General features: G+C 73.3%; 12 protein-coding genes. 7 read left to right on the top strand and 5 right to left on the bottom strand.

Annotated features, from left to right (window positions below; translation table 11 throughout):
* Positions 1-47: 47 nt before the first annotated feature.
* Both AQJ64_RS22340 and AQJ64_RS22335 read right to left on the bottom strand, forming a co-directional pair.
* Entirely contained in the window at positions 48-1,148 is a 1,101-nt protein-coding gene (locus tag AQJ64_RS22340) for a hypothetical protein (protein ID WP_059202903.1), read from the bottom strand.
* Between the two features lie 62 nt (positions 1,149-1,210).
* Positions 1,211-2,491: a PP2C family protein-serine/threonine phosphatase gene (locus tag AQJ64_RS22335; protein ID WP_059202902.1), complete on the bottom strand. Its 1,281-nt coding sequence runs from the start codon at positions 2,489-2,491 to the stop codon at positions 1,211-1,213.
* 108 nt (positions 2,492-2,599) lie between these two features.
* Here AQJ64_RS22335 and AQJ64_RS22330 point away from each other — a divergent pair, with 108 nt between their 5' ends.
* Positions 2,600-3,040: a hypothetical protein gene (locus AQJ64_RS22330; protein WP_055638966.1), complete on the top strand. Its 441-nt coding sequence runs from the start codon at positions 2,600-2,602 to the stop codon at positions 3,038-3,040.
* 95 nt (positions 3,041-3,135) lie between these two features.
* On the opposite strand, the gene AQJ64_RS22325 is transcribed toward AQJ64_RS22330, so the two are convergent.
* Positions 3,136-3,666, bottom strand: a complete 531-nt coding sequence (locus AQJ64_RS22325) for a hypothetical protein (RefSeq protein ID WP_055638965.1) — start codon at positions 3,664-3,666, stop codon at positions 3,136-3,138.
* A 154-nt stretch (positions 3,667-3,820) separates the two neighbouring features.
* Here AQJ64_RS22325 and AQJ64_RS22320 point away from each other — a divergent pair, with 154 nt between their 5' ends.
* Complete coding sequence (locus tag AQJ64_RS22320; protein ID WP_055638964.1) at positions 3,821-4,726, top strand: hypothetical protein; 906 nt, start codon at positions 3,821-3,823, stop codon at positions 4,724-4,726.
* Here the strand turns inward: AQJ64_RS22320 and AQJ64_RS22315 are convergent.
* Positions 4,626-5,972, bottom strand: coding sequence for an aminotransferase-like domain-containing protein (locus AQJ64_RS22315; protein ID WP_059202901.1), 1,347 nt, complete (start codon positions 5,970-5,972; stop codon positions 4,626-4,628). The genes AQJ64_RS22320 and AQJ64_RS22315 overlap by 101 nt on opposite strands.
* Positions 5,973-6,052: 80 nt before the next feature.
* On the opposite strand from AQJ64_RS22315, the gene AQJ64_RS22310 reads away from it, so the two are divergent.
* The 3 genes from AQJ64_RS22310 to AQJ64_RS22300 all read left to right on the top strand — a co-directional run bounded on the left by AQJ64_RS22310 (position 6,053) and on the right by AQJ64_RS22300 (position 9,548).
* On the top strand, positions 6,053-6,838 hold the full coding sequence (locus AQJ64_RS22310; RefSeq protein WP_055638855.1) for an alpha/beta fold hydrolase: 786 nt from the start codon (positions 6,053-6,055) through the stop codon (positions 6,836-6,838).
* A gap of 42 nt (positions 6,839-6,880) precedes the next feature.
* Positions 6,881-7,240 carry a hypothetical protein gene (locus tag AQJ64_RS22305; protein WP_055638856.1) on the top strand — a complete coding sequence of 120 codons (360 nt, stop codon included), beginning with the start codon at positions 6,881-6,883 and terminating at the stop codon, positions 7,238-7,240.
* A 355-nt stretch (positions 7,241-7,595) separates the two neighbouring features.
* Positions 7,596-9,548 (top strand): FUSC family protein, encoded by a 1,953-nt coding sequence (locus AQJ64_RS22300; RefSeq protein WP_055638857.1) that lies wholly within the window; start codon positions 7,596-7,598, stop codon positions 9,546-9,548.
* Here the strand turns inward: AQJ64_RS22300 and AQJ64_RS22295 are convergent, their stop codons facing one another.
* Positions 9,549-11,609 (bottom strand): PhoX family protein, encoded by a 2,061-nt coding sequence (locus AQJ64_RS22295; protein WP_055638858.1) that lies wholly within the window; start codon positions 11,607-11,609, stop codon positions 9,549-9,551.
* A 456-nt stretch (positions 11,610-12,065) separates the two neighbouring features.
* Here AQJ64_RS22295 and AQJ64_RS22290 point away from each other — a divergent pair, with 456 nt between their 5' ends.
* Entirely contained in the window at positions 12,066-14,378 is a 2,313-nt protein-coding gene (locus AQJ64_RS22290) for a VWA domain-containing protein (RefSeq protein ID WP_244902675.1), read from the top strand.
* Positions 14,379-14,504: 126 nt separating this feature from the next.
* Positions 14,505-16,223, top strand: a complete 1,719-nt coding sequence (gene metG / locus AQJ64_RS22285) for a methionine--tRNA ligase (RefSeq protein WP_055638739.1) — start codon at positions 14,505-14,507, stop codon at positions 16,221-16,223.
* The last annotated feature ends 102 nt before the right edge of the window (positions 16,224-16,325 follow it).

Raw genomic sequence — 16,325 nt, 5'->3', positions numbered from 1 at the left:
CTAGGGCGTCCGTCCCGGCTGCTTCGTCGCCCCCGCCCCTGCCGAGGTCAGGGCTGGAGCTGCAACTGCCGTAGCTGGCGCCGGACATGGTCCAGGGCGCCCTGGCGGCGGCCCGGGACGCGGGCGCGCAGGTCCGCCAGGGCGGGGCCCAGGTCGCGGGCGCGTGCCGTGTCGGCTATCCGGCCCCACTGGTGGTGCGCCCGGTCCACGGCCGCCTCGACGGCGGGCGCGTCGACCGCCTGCCCGGCGGCCAGCCGGGCGGCGGCGACCGCCATCCAGGTACGGCAGCTCCGCTCGGCGTCCCCCGCGAACATCGCGAGATCGGCCCGCACCTCCGCCCAGTGCAGCGCCTCCTCCGACCCCGCCCCGTGCGCGCCGGCGGCCGCCTCCTGCCACCGCGCGGCCAGCACATCGGCATCGGCGTGCCGCCCGGCCTGGACGGCGGTGGAGATGGCGGCGTGGGGGTCGGGGACGGTGGCTTCCGAAGCGGGGGGTTCGCCGCCCCCCGGAGGCGCCCAGGCGGCGGCGCCCAGCACAAGATCCCCCACCTCGCCCTCCCCCGCGATCCGCCCCAACGCCAGCTGATGCAACTGCTCGACCGCCGGACGGCCCCCGCTGCGCAGTATCGTCGCGACCGCCTTCATGTACGTCGGCGCGGCCACCGTCCGCCGCCCCGGTGGCGGCGCCACCCTCCCGTACACCGCGACCGTCGGCCCGCACTCCAGCGCGTGCCCCCGCAGCCAGCCCCACGCCTCCGCGTCGGCGTGCAGATCGACCACCACGGTCGTCGTCCCGGCCGCCCGCAGCCGCAGCTCCTCCCGGAACCAGTGCCAGGGGAACCCGGTGTACCGCACGGTGGACGGCGTCGTACGGGCGAGCGCGAGGTGCGGCAGATGCTGGCGCCGGTCGAGCTGGAGCTGGCCGGTGACGAACACGGTCAGCGGTCCGGCCGCCGCCGCGGCGGCCCGCAGCCGGGTCAGCACGGCCTGCGGCTCCAGCGGATCGGCCAGCTCGACGACATTGGCGGTGTCGGTGCCGGCCAGCACGGCCGGCGGCACGGCCGCGAGCACGGGGAGGACGGACGCCGCGTCCACCAGACACCCCTTGCCCACGGGCGACGCCGCCAGCAGCAGCACGGTTCCGGGCATGGTCCCTCCCCCTGTCGATCAGTACCTCAGCACCGTAACCGCTGCTGCTGCAAAGGTCTGCCTCACCGCGTGTCGTCCGCCGTCCGCCGTACCGCGAAAATCGTCGTGTCGTCCGCGAGGCGTCCCCGGCAGTGCCGCAGGGTGCCCGCGCGGACGAAGGTCACCAGCCGTTCGGGGCGGGCCGTCCGCGGGTCGCGCAGGACCGCCCCGCTCACCTCCTCGGTCAGCGGATAGAACTCCCCGGCCGCGTCCCGCGCCTCCGTGACCCCGTCCGTGACCAGCAGCAGCGTCTCCTCGGCGGCGACCGGCACCCGCAGCACCGGCGACCCGGCGCCCGCCACGGCCACGTCCCACAGCCCGAGCGCGGCCGCGCCCGCCGCGGCGAAGTCCGCGAGCCCGGGCAGGCCCGTACCGGGCGCGGTGAGGTCCCCGAGCCCCAGCGGCAGCCCCTCCCCGCACGGCAGCGGCCGTACCCCCGCCGCGCTCACCACCAGCGGCGGCTCATGGCCGAAGCCGACGACCTCCACCACGTCCCGTTCCGTTGCGGGGAACCCGATGAGGACGGCCGTGGCGAACCGGTCGCCGTCGATGGGGGTCCCCCCGCTCGAGCGAAGCCGGGAGTGGGGGAGGCCGAGCGCCATGGTGTGCAGCCGGTGCCGCCGCATCCGGGTCTCCAGCCGGGCGGCGACCACCGACAGGTCGGGCTCGTGGTACGCCGCCTCGCGGAACGTGCCCAGCAGCGCGGCCGCCGCCTCCACCGCGCCCAGCCCCTTGCCCTGGACGTCCCCGAGGAGGACGCGGGTGCCGTGCGGGCCGGGCTGGATGTCGTAGAAGTCGCCGCCCACGCGGGCGTCGGCGTCGGCGGCGAGGTACACGGCCGCGTGGTCGAGGCCGCCGAAGACCGGCGGCAGCGGGCGCAGCACGGTACGCCGGGTGGTCTCCGCGATGTCCATCATGTGCAGCATCCGGCGCTCCGCCCGCACCCGGACCGAGGCGGCGAGCACCGACAGCACCCCGCCGACGAGGACGAGCACGAAGTCGGCCGGGCCCTCCCGGTACTCGACGGGCCAGGCGGCGTCGCTGGTGACGTAGACGACGAGGGAGAGGACCGCGAAGAGGGCCGTCGTCCACACCCCGCACAGCGCGGCGGCGATCGCGGAGACGAACACGCACCACGACACGATCCGGAACTCGCCGGTGGAGTGGTAGTCGGCGAAGCTGATGGCGACGAGCACCACCAGCGGCACCAGCCAGGTGACGCTGCGGCCCCGGACCTGCAGCAGCTGATGACGTTGCAGGACGTCCCGGCGCCGGGCCCGCGCGGGGCGGGTGTCCCGCTCCATGAGGCCAGCGAAACACGCGGCGGCGCCACCCGCATCCGCATCCGACTTGCCACCGCCCGCGCCCAGGTGTGCCCTGGAAGGCGGGGGCGAGGAGAGAGGAGTGCTCTCATGGCTCATGCGGCACCCGCGGTGCGGACTCCGGCAGGGCCGGCCCGGACACCGGACATCTTCAGTGCACAGACCCACCGGATCGCGCGGTGGGCGGTCCCGGTGGGCATGGGACTCGTCTACGGCTACTGGGTGGCGGCCAACAACCGTTCCGGTGGCCCCATCACCGGCTGGAACGTCCTGCTCGGCTTCGTGAGCACGATCGTGTTCGCGGGGCTGTGGAGGGGCGTGGCGGCTCTGGCCCCGCACATGATGCGCGAACTGCACGCCGTGCTGTGGGCGGTGTTCGCGGGCTGCGCGTTCGGCTTCCTGTACGCGAACACCGGCACGAGCATCCTGCGGTCCGTGTGGATGGGGCTGGTGATCGGCGCGGTCACGTTCGCCGTGCTGTTCTACCACTACTACACGCACGAGGACGCGGCGGGACGCCGTATCCGCTAGTGCCGCGGCAGGCAACGTTTGCCCGTCAAGGAGCTAGCACGCACATGGGCCCCGGCGTGGTACGCCGGGGCCCATGCGTTCCCTCATCCCTCCACTCACCGGTCGACCGGGATCCACTCCCAGCCACCCGACGAGGTCCCTGATGTCCCGGAGGCGCTGAAGCTCCAGGAGCCCGAGAAGCTGAACGAGCCGGAGCCCGAGACGCTGAACGAGCTGTTGGTGAACGGGTCGTTCCAGTTGGTCCAGTCCCCGTTCTTCCACTGCGGGCACGGGTCGGCGCAGTCCGGTACCCGTCCGCCGCGGACGTCCACGAAGGCGGCGCTGGCCCAGCCCTGGGTGTCGTAGAGCCAGTACCAGTAGGGGTTGCCGTCGACGCTCTGTCCCCTGACCCTGCACTGCACCAGGTCGTGGGTGCCGGGTGCGAGCGAGGCGACGACGGCGGAGTGGGTGGTGGGCTGTTGCCGCACGTTCAGGTCGGTGCGGGAGACGACGGTGCCCACGAGGGGGCCGTCGCCGCCGCTGGTCGGCGGGGCTGCCGCCGCCGAGGTTCCCGCCGCGGTCGCGGCGAGGGTGCCACCGGTGAGCAGGGCCGCGGCCAGAGTCCGCAGGGCCGGAGTGGTGCGCATGATCGGCCTCCTTCTCCCCAGAACCAGGAAACACCCGTTCGGGTGAACCCTCCACCGGAGGCCCCACCGGCCCCAGGAAACCCGGCAGTCCCAGGGGCACCCGTACGGCTCAGGCCCGCTGGCGACAGCCGCGTGCGGACCGTTGCCTGGGAGGGTGTCCCGAAGCCTGCGGACCGCCCTCTCGGCCGTCCTGATCGCGCTGTCCTGCCTGCTCGTGCCGCTCGGCACGCTCGCGGCCTGGGCGGCGTACGGCCTCACCGACACCCGCAGCTATGTCACCGCGATGGCGCCGCTGGCCTCCGACCCCGCCGTACGGGACGCCGTCGCGGACACGGTGGGCGACGGGGTGGCACGCGAGTCGGGGATGAGCCCGCTGTTCCTGCGGGACGCGGTGCGCTCCTTCACCGCGACCCACGCCTACCGCACCGCGTGGGACGCGGGCAACGAGGCCGCGCACACGGCCGTGATGCGGGCGCTCACCGACGACCGCCCCGGCCCCGACGACGCCCCGGTCACGGTGGACCTGGCGGCGGTCACCACCCCGCTGAAGCACCAGATGACCCTCGACCATGTGCCGTTCGCGGAGCGCATCCCGATCGAGCACACCCGGGTGGCGCTGCTCCCGCCCGACGACCTGGCCACCCTCCGGAAGGGCTACCACGTGCTCGATGTCGCCGGTTTCTGGCTGCCGTTCGCGGCCGTCGTCCTCGCGACGGGCGGTATCGCCGTCGCCGCCTGCCGACGCCGCGCGATCACCGCGACGGCCCTCGGCACCGCCCTCGGCGGCGCGTTCCTCGGCCTCGCCGTCGCGATCGGCCGCCGGCTCACCCTCGCCGATCTGCCCGACGAGGCCCACCGCCCGGCCGCCGCCGCGGTCTACGACGCCCTGACGACCACCCTGCGCAGCGCCGCCTGGCTGCTGCTCGCGCTGGGGCTGACGGTGGCCGGGGCGACCTGGCTCACCGGGTATCTGCGGGCGGCCCGGCTGCTGCGACTGCGGCGAGCGTCGCCAGCGCCCGTCGCAGCTCCGCCTCCGGAGCCGACGCGAGCCCGAGCCTGACCGCGTCCGGGGTGCGGCGCGGGTCGACGGCGAAGGCGGTGCCCGGGGTGACGGCGATGCCGTGCGCGGCCGCGGCGGCCGTGAAGGTGTCCGCCCGCCACGGCGCGGGCAGCTCCCACCAGGCGAAATAGGCGCGTGGATCGGTCCGTGCGCGGAACCCGCCGAGCGCCTCGGCGAGCAGCGCCTGCCGCCGTGCCGCGTCCGCCCGTTTGTCCTCGACGAGCCGCTCCACGATCCCCTCCCGCACCCACCGCACGGCCGCCTCCACCGCGAACCGCCCCGCGCTCCACCCGCCGGAGCGCACCGCCGCCCCCACGGCCTCCACCCGTGCCTCCGGTACGACGAGCAGGCCGACGGTGAGCCCCGGCGCGACCCGCTTGGACAGGCCGTCGACGACATGGGTGAGCTCGGGGGCGTGGGCGGCGAAGGGGACGGCGTCGGGGTGGAGGAAGGACCAGATCCGGTCCTCGACGACCGGTATCCCCAAGTCCGCCGTGATGCGGGCGAGTTCCCGCGTCCGCCGGTCCGTCGTCGTCACGGAGGTCGGGTTGTGCAGGGTCGGCTGGAGGTAGAGCGCGGAGAGCGGGGCGGTGCGGTGGGCGGCACGGAGCGCGTCGGGCCGTACACCGCCCTCGTCGTCCCCGTCCAGCGGCACCAGCACCACCCCGAGCCGCCCGGCGATCTCCTTGACCAGGGGATACGTCAGCTCCTCCACCCCGACCCGGCCACCGGGCCGGACGAGGGAGGCGAACGCGGCGGCGATGGCCTGCCGGGCGTTGCCGGTGAACAGGAAGCGGTCGGGCGCGGGCCGCCAGCCCGGCAGGGCGAGCAGCCGGGCGGCGGCCTCGCGGGCGGCGGCGGTCCCGGTGGCGGCGACCGCCCGCGAGGCGTCGGTCAGCACGTCGGGCCGCAGGAGGGGGGCGAGCGCGGGGGCGAGCAGCTCGGACTGGCCCGCCGTGACGGGGTAGTTGAGCTCCAGGTTCACCGGCGGGGCGAGGGTCCTGGGTTCGGTGAGGGCCCGGCCCTGCTCCCTCTCCGGTACGGCCCGTACGAACGTCCCCCGCCCGACCTCGCCCACGACCAGCCCGCGCCGCACGAGTTCGCCGTAGACCCGCCCGGCCGTGGACGGCGCGATGCGGTGCCGGCGCGCGAACCAGCGTTGCGGAGGCAGCCGTTGCCCGGGCCGCAGCCGCCCGGAGGCGATGTCCCCGGCGATCCGGTCCGCGATGTCCCGGAAGTCCCCCACGCGCTCCGCCTTCCTCGGGATTGCACCGAAGGCAAAGATCTTATTGCACCGAGGATTCGGCCGCCCCTAGGGTCGCTGACATGACCCCCTTCCTCGCATACGAGGACAAAGGCGACGCTCGTTCCCCGCGGCTCCCCCTTGTTCTCGTGCACGGCCATCCCTTCGACCGCACGATGTGGGCCCCGCAGATCGAGGCGTTCTCCGCCGGGCGCCGGGTGATCGCCCCCGACCTGCGCGGCTACGGGGCCTCCCCGGTCGTCCCCGGCGTCACCCTGCTCCCCGACCACACCCAGGACGTCGCGTCCCTCCTGGACGACCTGAAGGTGGAGGAGTTCGTCCTGGCGGGCCTGTCGATGGGCGGCCAGATCGCGATGGACCTCCTCTGGCAGTTCCCCCACCGCGTCCGGGGCCTGGTCCTCGCCGACACCTTCGCGGCCCCCGAGACTCCGGGCGGCAGACTGGCCCGGGGCGAGATGGCCGGCCGGCTGCTGGCGGAGGGCATGCGCGGGTACGCCGACGAGGTCCTGGAGAAGATGGTCGCCCCGTACGCCGCCCCCGCCGTCAAGGCCCACGTCCACCGCATGATGACCGCCACCTCCCCCGAGGGCGCGGCGGCCGCCCTGCGCGGCCGGGCCGAACGCCCCGACTACCGGCCCCTGCTGGCCCGCGCCGACGTCCCCGCCCTGGTCGTGGTCGGCGCCGACGACACCTACACCCCGGTCGCCGACGCACAGGCGATGCACGCGGCCCTGCCCGACTCCGTCCTGACGGTGATCGAGGGCGCGGCGCACCTGCCGAACCTGGAGCGCCCGAAGGAGTTCAACGCGGCCCTGGCGGACTTCCTGGCGCGGATCGACGGGGTCTAATCCCTTGGCCGGGGCCGCCGCCGTCCGGTTAGCGTGCCGCCCATGAACAGCGTGCGGAAGACGACGACCACCACCCTCTGGCGCCCCACCGGCCCCGAGGAGCTGGCGCTCGTGGAGGCGTCCCGGTGGACCGCGTGGCCGCCGCGCCTGCCCGAGCAGCCGATCTTCTACCCGGTGCTCAACGAGGACTACGCGGTACGCATCGCCCGGGACTGGAACGTGCCCGCCTCCGGCGTCGGATACGTCACCCGGTTCGAGGTCGACACGGAGTTCCTGCGCAGGTACCCGGTGCGCCAGGCCGGGGGAGAGACCATCCTGGAGCTGTGGGTGCCGGCGGAGGAGCTCGACGCGTTCAACGCGCACATCGTCGGGCGCATCGAGGTCGTCCGGGAATTCCGGTGACGTAAGCCCTCGCGGAGTGCCGTGGCGGGTGGTCGGGGCCGGTGTACGCGGGTGGTGCTCGCCGGGGTGAGTGGGGTCCTGGGGTGCCGGGTCTTCGACACCGACGCCGTCACCCCCGTACCGCCCGCCGTACGCAACTGCCGGCGTTTCCGCCGTGACTGCTCGTGCCTGCGGGGGCCTGGGTGGCGGTGGCGCCCAACTCCACGGCACGGTACGCCGCAGGCGGCTCGACCACGCGTACGCCGACACCGTGGCAGCCACCGCCGTTCCACGGGCCGGGCTGGTCCGTCGCGACGCCGACCCGGCACAGCGAGAAGCCCACGGCTTCCGCCGGGGGAGGAGTCACAATGAGCCCATGTCCCGCGAGTTCCCCATCGGCCTCACGCCTCCCGACTGGCTGGTGCGGAACCTTCGGCCCCAGCAGGCCCCCGTCAACCGGCCCGCCGTAGCCCGCGCCGCCGTCGCGATGACGCTCCCCCTGGTGATCGGCATGGCGGCCGGACAGCCCGCCTACGGGGCGCTCGTCTCGATGGGCGCCCTGTCGGGGGTCATCGGCGACACCGCCGACGCCTACCGCATGCGGATCCTCAACATCGCGATCCCCCAGCTGTTCGGGGCCGTCGGCATCACCCTCGGTGCGGCCGTGTACGGCCAGGGCTGGCCGGCGGTCGCCACCGTCACCGGCGTGGCGCTGGTCTCCGGGATGATCTCGACGATCGGGGCGGTGGCGTCCGTGTCCGGGCTGCTGCTGCTCCTCAACTGCGTCATCGGGGCCGGGCTGCCGATGCCCGGCGCGTGGTGGCTGGCGCCGCTGCTGATGACCGGCGGCGGGCTGCTCGTCCTCCTCCTCGCGCTGCTGGCCTGGCCACTGCGCTCCGGGGTGCCGGAACGCACCGCCGTCGCGGCCACCTACCGCACGGTCGCCGATCTGCTGGCCGCCTGCGGAAGCGAGGTCCCGGGCACCTACGAGGACGCCCGCCACACCGTCACCCAGTCGCTGAACCAGTCGTACGACCTCGTCCTCGCCCGGCGTGCCCGCCACCACGGCCGCAGCCCCGAACTGGCGCGGCTGCTCGCCCAGTTGAACGCCATCACCCCGGTGGTGGAAGCGGCACCGGCGGCCCATCTGCACGGCAGGCCGCTGCCGCCGGAGGTCCCGGAGGCCGTGCACCACCTGGCGCGGGCGATCGAGACCGGCTTCACCGGCCCCCTGGCCCTCGCGCTCCCCGCCCCCGGCTCGGAGACCGGACGCGCCGTCGACCACGCCCTGCGGCACGCCGCCGCCGTGGTGACCGCGCCCGACCTCGACCCCCGCGGCCCCGAGGACGACCGGCTCGGCCGCCCGGCCCGGCTCGGCACCCGCGCCGCGCGGGCCGCCCGCGACGTGGCCCTGTCCGCCGCCTCCTGGCGGTACGGGCTGCGGCTCGCCCTGTGCATCGGCCTCGCCCAGGTACTGGTGTCGACCGTCCCGGTCGCCCGCTCCTACTGGGTGGCCCTCACCATCACCTTCGTCCTCAAGCCCGACTTCGGCTCGGTGTTCTCCCGGGCCCTGCTGCGGGCGCTCGGCACCGTCGCCGGCCTGGTGGTCGCGGCGGCGGTGCTCTCCCAGGTGCCGCGCGGGTGGTGGGACGTACCCGTGATGCTGGTCCTGGCATCCCTCATCCCGGCCCTCACCCCACGCGGCTACGGCTACCAGACGGCGGCGATCACCCCGGTGATCCTGCTCCTGTCGGACATCCTCAACCACCAGGGGACGGCTCTGCTGCTCCCCCGGCTGGTGGACTCCCTGATCGGCTGCGGTATCGCGCTCGTGGCCGGCTATCTGCTCTGGCCGGAGAGCTGGCACACCCGGGTCGGCGACAAGCTGGCCGACGCGGTCGCGGACACCGCCCGCTATGTCGACGCGGCCTTCGGCCCGGACGTCGACCCGGCCGCCCGCGCCCGGATGCGCCGCCGGCTGTACCGCGACCTGTCCGTGGTCCGTACGGAGTTCCAGCGGGCCCTGACCGAGCCGCCGCCGACCGGCAGCCGGGCCGCCGCCTGGTGGCCGCTGGTCGTCGCGGTGGAACGGATCGTGGACGCGACGACGGCGGCCCGGGTCCGTGTGAAACACGGAGCCGAACCGCCGTCGGGGCCGGAACTCGCCCAGGTCACGCTCCAGCTGCGGGAACTCGCCGAGGGCCTGCGCGACACCGAGGTCCTCTATCCCGTCCGCACGGACCTCCCGGGCCCGGCCGGCAGCGTCCTGGAACCCCTGCGCCAGGAGGTGGCCGCGGCCCGCGCGATCACCTCACCGCAGACGTCGTGATCAGGCGCCGATGTCGCAGCCGTCCGCGCGCCACACCGCCACGACCGCCGGACGGACGATCTTGCCGGGCCCGTCGGGCCAGGTGCTGGCCGGCTTCTCGACGGACGCCCCGTCGATCTCTCCCGGGTGCTGTACGGCGACCAGGACGCGCCGGTCCTGGATGACGGGACCGCACGTCTCCGCACCGGTCGGCACCGTCAGGAACTGCTTCAGCTCACCGCGCCGCGCACCGCGCGTGGCCACGCCGAAGAGGCCGTCGTGGGAGCCGAGCTGGTTGCCGTCGGTGGAGATCCACAGGTTGCCGTGCGGGTCGAAGGCCACGTTGTCCGGGCAGGAGATCGGGCTGACGTCGTCCTTGGGGAACCCGGCGAAGTACGTGGCCGGGTCGTCCGGGTCACCCGCGACGAGGAACAGCGACCAGGCGAAAGAGGTGCTCTCCGGCCGGTTGCGGCGCTCGGTCAGCTCCAGGATGTGCCCGTGCTTGTTGGCGTTGCGCGGGTTGGCCTCGTCGGCCTTGGCGTTCGCGCCGACACCGCGGTTGGAGTTGTTGGTGAGGGCGACGTACACCTTGCCGGAGACCGGCGAGGGCTGGATGTCCTCCGGCCGGTCCATCTTCGTCGCGCCGACCTTGTCGCCCGCGAGCCGCGTGAAGACGAAGACCTCCTCGGCGCTCATCCCCTCGACGTGCGAGACGGCGCCCTTCGCGGTGGCGGTGGCCAGCGGGATCCACTCGCCGCTGCCGTCGAACTCGCCGTCGGCCGGCAGCTTGCCCGTGCCGTCGATCTCCAGGGCCGGGGAGTCGCCGGTGAGCCGGGCGACGTACAGCGTGCCCTCGTCGAGCAGCGACAGGTTGTGCTCGCGCACGGCCCGGCTCGACCCCTTCCTCATCCGCTTGCTGCCGACGAACTTGTAGAAGTAGTCGAAGCGCTCGTCGTCACCGGAGTAGACGACCGGCCGCCCGTCCTCGGTCAGCCGCACGGTCGCGGCCTCGTGCTTGAACCGTCCGAGGGCGGTGCGCTTGCGCGGCGTGGAGGTCGGGTCGTACGGGTCGAACTCGACCACGTACCCGAACCGGTGCACCTCGTTCGGCTCCTGGGCGACGTCGAAGCGCTTGTCGAACCTCTCCCACTTGCGCTCGGTGGCGCCGGTGCCGATGCCGTACCGCTTGTCGGTGGTGCGGGAGGAGTTGGCGAAGTACTGGTTGAAGTTCTCCTCGCCGTGCAGGGTCGTGCCCCACGGGGTGGTGCCGCCGGAGCAGTTGTTGAGGGTACCGAGGACCTTGGTGCCGGTGGGGTCGACGGACGTCCTGAGCAGGTCGGACCCGGCGGCGGGCCCGGTGAGCCTGAACTCGGTCGTGGCGGTGACCCGCCGGTTCAGCGGATGCCGGGGTACGGCGGTCAGCGCGCCGGTCCTGCGGTCCTCCTCCACGACGACGGCGGCGAGGCCGTGCGCGGCCCAGGCGACCTCCACCTGCTGCCGGGTCGGGTTGGCGGCGTCGTAGCCGCGGAACATCAGCACCTCGTCGGTGTACTCGTGGTTGGCGACGAGGAGCTGGCGGCGGTGCTCGCCCGGGAGGGGCAGCAGGGCGAGGAAGTCGTTGTTGTAGCCGAACTGCCCGGCCTGCGCCGCCGCCGTCTGGTTCTCCGGGTCGAAGGCGGGCGCCCCGCGCAGGATGGGCTCGCCCCAGCGGACGACGACGTTCTGCCGGTAGCCGTCCGGGACGGTGACGGCGTCGGCGGTGTTCGGCGGTACGGGGGTGAAGCGGAGGCCGCGGGCGCCCGTGGCCGGTTTCCTCTTCTCCGCCTGCGCGGGTGCGGCGGCCGCGGCCGGCAGGGCGCCGACGGTTCCCGCCGTGGCGGCGACGGTCACGACGGCGGCGGCACGCATCATGCCGCGGCGGCTCAGGGCCCGGGCGATGACGTCACCGACGTACTCGTTGCCGCTGGTGTTGGGCACCTCGTGGAAACAGGCGTCACCACACCGGAAACGACAGGTCATGGCGGAACGTCCGCCGGGGTGGGACTGGGACGGCGTTCCGATCAACGGCAGCAGCTTGCGCACCTTTACTCTCCCCATGCGTTCCCTTGGTGTGAACGTGACGGTAGGGGGGCGTATGTGCGCAGGCGCGGCGGAGGGGTGAACGGGAAGTGAATCCCCGGTAGCCACAGGGAAGTTGGGGCGGGTGGTGGGGTGGGCGGCGGGATGGCCGGGAGGTGGTGTTGACACACCCCGCTTCCCCTCACTCACCCCTGCCCAAGATCACCACTTCGGGCCGCTAACCTTACGTGTCCGTCCTGGCCAGGGATTGACGGGCTTCAACTCACGCGAAGGGTTGCGCGCATGGGCATTCTCACTCGCCTTCGGAACGCATTCGGCCGCTCACGCAAGGAGCGCACCGCCGAGGCGGAGGGTGCGGAACAGGTTCCCTCGCAGGAACCGGCTTCTTCGCGAGAGGAGCGTCAGAACAGCGAACCGGCGTCCCCCGCGGCCCCGGCCGCCCCCGAACCTACGGTCGCCGTGATCCCCGAGCCCCGCCCGGCGACCGACTCGGAACACGAACTGGTCGCGGCGGCCTTCGACAACGTCACGGTCCCGAAGCCGACGCGCTCCGCGGAGACGGCAAGCGAGGAGCCGGCGCCGGCGCCGGCAGCCGACTCTTCGACGCCGACTTCGGAGAAGTCCGAGGCTGCGACTGCGGCTGGGGCTTCGGAGGAGGCTGCGGCTGAGGCTGAGGCTGGGGCTTCGGAGGAGGCTGCGGCTGAGGCTGCGGCTGGCGCTTCGGAGGAGGCTGCGGCTGAGGCTGAGGCTGGGGCTTCGGAGGAGGCTGGCGCTTCGGAGGAGGCTGCGGCTGAGGCTGAGGCTGAGGCTGGCGCTTCGGAGGAGGCTGCGGAGGAGCCGACCGCTGAGGCCGAGGGATCGGCGGAGACGGCGGCTGGCGCTGCGGTTGTAACCGAGCCGACCGCTGAGACCCCGGCAGAGCCGACGGCCGAGGCTGTCGAGGAGCCTGCGACTGAGGCCGAGGCGGCCGCTGAGACCCCGGCGGAGCCGACGGCCGAGGACGAGACCGAGGCGGAGCCGGCGGTCCAAAGCGAGCTTGAGGTCGAGGCTGCGGAGAAGCCGACGACTGAGGCTGCGGTTACGGCCGAGCCGACCGCTGAGACCCCGGCAGAGCCGACGGCCGAGGCTGCGGCAGAGCCGACGGCTGAGGCTGTCGAGGAGCCTGCAACTGAGGCCGAGCCGGCGGCTGAGACCGCGGCGGAGCCGACGGCCGAGGACGAGACCGAGGCGGAGCCGGCGGTCCAAAGCGAGCTTGAGGTCAAGGCTGCGGAGAAGGCGACGACTGAGGCTGCGGTTGCAACCGAGCCGACCGCTGAGACCCCGGCAGAGCCGACGGCTGGGGCTGTCGAGGAGCCTGCGACTGAGGCCGAGGCGGCCGCTGAGGCCGAGGCGGAGCCGACGGCCGAGGACGAGACCGAGGCGGAGCCGGCGGTCCAAAGCGAGCTTGAGGTCAAGGCTGCGGAGAAGCCGACGGCCGAGGCTGCGGTTACGGCCGAGCCGGTCACTGAGGCCGAGGAGAAGCCTTCGGCCGAGGAAGAGCCCGAGACCGAGGCGGAGCCGGCGGCTGAGGAGGAGCCTTCGGCCGAGGGGGCGCCCCAGGCTGAGGCGGAGCTGTCCGCCGAGGCGGAGCCCCAGGTCGAGGGTGAGTCCGAGGGTGCGGTGGAGTCCGCCACCGAGGGCGACACCCTGCCCGAGGTGAACCCCGACGCGGAGAAGCCGACGGCCGAGCAGGCTTCCGTGGAGGAGGCCGCCACGGAGGAGCCGCAAGCCGAGGACGAGCGCGAGGCTGCCGAAACGGCCGAAACAGCCGAGGCCGCTACGGAGGCCGAGGCGACGACCGAAGCTCCCGCCGAGACGGACACCGAGCCCGAGGCAGCAGCCGCGGAGCCGGAGGTCCAGCCCGAGGCCGACACCGTCGCCGAGCCCGAGGTCCAGCCCGAGGCGACCGCCGACGCGCCGGTGGAGGAGGCTGTCCCGGCGGAGCCGGAGGTCCAGCCCGAGGCCGACACCGTCGCCGACACCGTCGCCGAGGCCGACGCCGAGGCCGACGCCGAGGCCGTCGACGCCGAGCCGGAGGTGGCGGCCGCCGCCGAGGCGGAGCCCGAGGCAGCCCCCGTCGCCGCCGGGGCGGAGAGCGCCCCCGGTGACGGAACCCTCGAGCACGACGCCGCCGCACTCGCCCTCGCGAAGGCCGGTCTCACCACCGCCCGTGCGAGCGTCTACCTCGTCCTCGACCGTTCCGCGAGCATGCGCCCGTACTACAAGGACGGCTCGGCCCAGGCACTCGCCGACCAGACGCTCGCGCTCGCCGCCCACCTCACCCCCGAGGCCCCCTCGGTCCACGTCGTGTTCTTCTCCACCGAACTCGACGGCACCACCGACCTCACCCCCGCCTCCCCCGAGAACGCCGTGGACGAGGCGCACGCGGGCCTCGGCCGGATGGGCCGTACCAGCTACCACGCCGCCGTGGAGGCCGTCCTCGCCCACTACGACGAGAAGGCCACCCCCGGCACCCCCGCCCTGGTCGTCTTCCAGACCGACGGCGCCCCGGACGCGAAGACCCCGGCCACCCAGTCCCTCACCGACGCCGCGAAGAGCCACCCCTCCGTGTTCTTCTCCTTCGTCGCCTTCGGTGACCACGACAACAAGGCCTTCGACTACCTCCGCAAGCTGAAGACCGACAACACGGCCTTCTTCCACGCGGGCCCGACCCCCCTGGAGCTCACGGACGCGGAGCTCTACGACGGCGTCCTCATCGACTGGCGCCCGTAACACCGCACCGCTCCGTATGCCGCCCGCTTCTCACCCCGTAAAACGGGAAGCGGGCGGCATACACATGTCGGCTACGATTTCAAGGTTCGCAAATTCAGCAACAGAACCGACTGGGAGCAGCCCCCGATGGCTCGACACCTCATCACCAGCGCCCTTCCGTACATCAACGGAATCAAGCACCTGGGCAACATGGTGGGGTCCATGCTCCCGGCGGACGTGTACTCCCGGTACCTCCGCCAGCGCGGCCACGACGTCCTGTACATCTGCGCCACGGACGAGCACGGCACCCCCGCCGAGCTGGCCGCGAAGGAGCAGGGCATCCCGGTCGCCGAGTTCTGCGCCCAGGCGCACGACGCGCAGAAGGCGGTCTACGACGGCTTCGCACTGGCGTTCGACTACTTCGGTCGCAGCTCCAGCCCGCAGAACCACGAGATCACCCAGCACTTCGCCCGCCGCCTCAACGAGAACGGCTTCATCGAGGAGCGGGCGATCCGCCAGGTCTACAGCCCCGCCGACGGCCGTTTCCTCCCGGACCGCTATGTCGAGGGCACCTGCCCCCACTGCGGCTACGACAAGGCCCGCGGCGACCAGTGCGAGAACTGCACCCGGGTGCTCGACCCCACCGACCTGATCAACCCGCGCTCCGCGATCTCCGGCTCCACGGACCTCGAGGTCCGCGAGACCAAGCACCTCTTCCTCCTCCAGTCCAAGCTCCAGCACGAGGTCGAGGAGTGGGTCTCCCGCCACGAGGGCGACTGGCCGCAGCTGGCCTCCTCCATCGCCCGCAAGTGGCTGACCGAGGGCCTGCACGACCGCGCCATCACCCGTGACCTGGACTGGGGCGTCCCGGTCCCGGCCGACACCTGGCCCGAGCTGGCCGCCGAGGGCAAGGTCTTCTACGTCTGGTTCGACGCGCCGATCGAGTACATCGGCGCGACGAAGGAGTGGTCGGACCTCGACCCGGAGAACCGGGACTGGAAGTCCTGGTGGTACCAGGCCGACGACACCGTCCGCTACACCGAGTTCATGGCCAAGGACAACGTCCCCTTCCACACGGTGATGTTCCCGGCCACCGAGCTGGGCGTGCGCGAGCCGTGGAAGAAGGTCGACTACGTCAAGGCCTTCAACTGGCTGACGTACTACGGCGGCAAGTTCTCCACCTCGCAGAAGCGCGGTGTCTTCACCGACCAGGCCCTGGACATCCTCCCGGCCGACTACTGGCGCTACTTCCTCATCGCCAACGCGCCCGAGTCGGACGACTCGTCGTTCACCTGGGAGCACTTCACGGCCACGGTCAACAAGGACCTCGCCGACACCCTGGGCAACTTCGTCAACCGCGTCCTGTCCTTCTCCAAGAAGCGCTTCGGCGAGGAGGTCCCGGCGGGCAGCGCGCCCGGCGAGGCGGAGACCCGGCTGGGCGAGCAGATCGCCGAGCTGCTCGCCGAGTACGAGACCCAGTTGGAGGCCCTCCAGTTCCGCAAGGCGGCCGCCGCGCTGCGCGCCCTGTGGTCCGCGGGCAACTCCTACCTGGAGGAGAAGGCCCCCTGGCTGGAGATCAAGACCGACCAGGAGGGCGCGGCCCTCACCCTGCGCACGGCCATGAACCTCATCCACCTCTACGCGGTGGTCTCGGAGCCCTTCATCCCGACGACGGCGAAGACCATGCGCGAGGCCTTCACCCTGACGGACGACACCGCGACCTGGGTCACCCCCGACGAGGCCCGCGCCCTCACCGCGGTCCCCGCCGGCACCCCCTTCACGGTCCCCCCGGTCCTCTTCGCCAAGCTCACGGACGACGACCTGGCGGCCTACAAGGAGCGCTTCGGCGGCGAACCGGCCGCGTAACACGAGGCACGCACGGAGAAGGGGCCCGGGGATCGGAGTTCGCCGATCCCCGGGCCCCTTCGCGCGCCCGGACGTCCTGCGGCTCGCTCGCGGACGCGAGGG

This window comes from Streptomyces griseoruber (assembly GCF_001514205.1).
Taxonomy (GTDB): Bacteria; Actinomycetota; Actinomycetes; order Streptomycetales; family Streptomycetaceae; genus Streptomyces; species Streptomyces griseoruber.
This window is presented reverse-complemented; position numbering and strand designations above follow the sequence as displayed.